Source organism: Pseudomonas sp. PA-4-8C (genome assembly GCF_021606625.1).
In the GTDB taxonomy this organism is placed as follows: domain Bacteria; phylum Pseudomonadota; class Gammaproteobacteria; order Pseudomonadales; family Pseudomonadaceae; genus Aquipseudomonas; species Aquipseudomonas lactis.
On the sequence record NZ_WKCD01000521.1, the window covers coordinates 1 to 1,520 of the forward strand.

1 pseudogene is annotated in these 1,520 nt (G+C 56.6%); it reads right to left on the minus strand.

Going from position 1 to position 1,520, the window contains the following annotated elements:
• Window positions 1-362: 362 nt before the first annotated feature.
• A pseudogene (locus GIW04_RS30630) lies at window positions 363-1,310 on the minus strand (UvrD-helicase domain-containing protein); the annotation flags it as partial.
• Window positions 1,311-1,520: the final 210 nt, after the last annotated feature.

Genomic DNA, 1,520 nt, shown 5'->3' on the forward strand with positions numbered 1-1,520 from the left:
CATGGATGGCGCGTGGCGGCGGCCCACGGATTCAAGCCTGCGTTCGGGCACACCGAGCCTAGGCGAGGTGCCGAGTGGTGGGGCAAGAGCGTTTTGCTTACTTTGCCGCTTTTGCAAAGTGAGCCGCTGTCAGAGCGGAACCCTAAGCGGCCGTTACCGCAGCAATGGATATGCACTCGGTATAACGGTGTCGACTGTGAGGCCGTCTTCGCGAGCAAGCCCGCTCCCACATTTTTGATCGTGGGGTTTCAGGTAGATAGGCGCCGGCTGGCAGGCCGCAATCGCAGGCAAGCCAGCTCCCACATTTTCGATCGTTGGGGTGTCAGGTAGATAGGCGTCGGCTGGCAGGCCGTCATCGCAGGTCAGCCAGCCCCCTTCACTGAACGCTGATCATCAAAAAACACCTTCCTGCCATCCACCCGTTCAGACGCCCTCGGCACATTCACACCCTGGCCTTCCGGCTTCTCCACATACCAATAACAATGGCTGACCGCCCGGGTAATCCCAACGTAGGCCAGGCGCAACACTTCGTCTCTCTGCGCATTGTCATAAGGCTCGTTGCCGCCATCCTTGCCCAAACCCGCCATGCGATACACCTGATTCTTGTACGGCGAACTGGTGACATGCTGACAATCACCCAGCAAAAACACCGCATCCGCCTGCAAGCCCTTGGCACTGTGATAAGTCAGCTGTTTAAGCCTGCGCGCCTGAGGCGCCAAGCTAGAATCAACATTAACTACCGACTGAATATGTTCCTGAATCAATAACTTATCGATACTTTTTCGATAAAGCATCAGGATTGAATCGCCCCGCTGATAGTGCTTCAGCAACCGCTGCCCCAGTGCCGCGTCGTCACGTTCCAACACCGTGACGGGCACCAATGCCTTGGGCTCGCCACTGGCCCTGGCCTTCTTGCCCGGGATGGCCGGTGCACTGCGTACGATATGTTCGGCGGCGTCGATGATGTGCTGGTGGCTGCGGTAGTTCTCCCCCAGCATCACGCGGGTAGTGCTGGGCGAAACAAACTCCTTGTTGAACTCCATGAAGTACTTGGGCGAACTGCCGCGCCAGCCGTAGATCGATTGCCAGTCATCCCCCACGCACAACAAGGATGAGCGTTGCGCCCCACGCCCGACGTGCATGGCCGGCCCGCGGCTGCGGATTTCCCGCAGGCTGGCGCGGATCCAGGACACGATCTGCGGCGACACGTCCTGGAATTCATCGATCATCAGGTGCGACATCGGCCGCAACAGCGGATCGCTGAGCAGCTTGAGGTTCTCCGGGGTGTTTTCGCCAAATAGCGAGAACATCGTGTCTCTTCTACACATCTGACGCTGCCGACGAAGTCAGACGAGTGTAGATTACACATATCTCACGCTCACGAAAACAGAAACCAATAGCACATTATCTGCGTCGTCCTCCTACCCAATAAAACCATACTGAGCACTCTAGGAGTTACTTCTATTCTTCAGACCTTGACATCATTCGTCATTCTATCCGTTCGGTGATATTATATCACA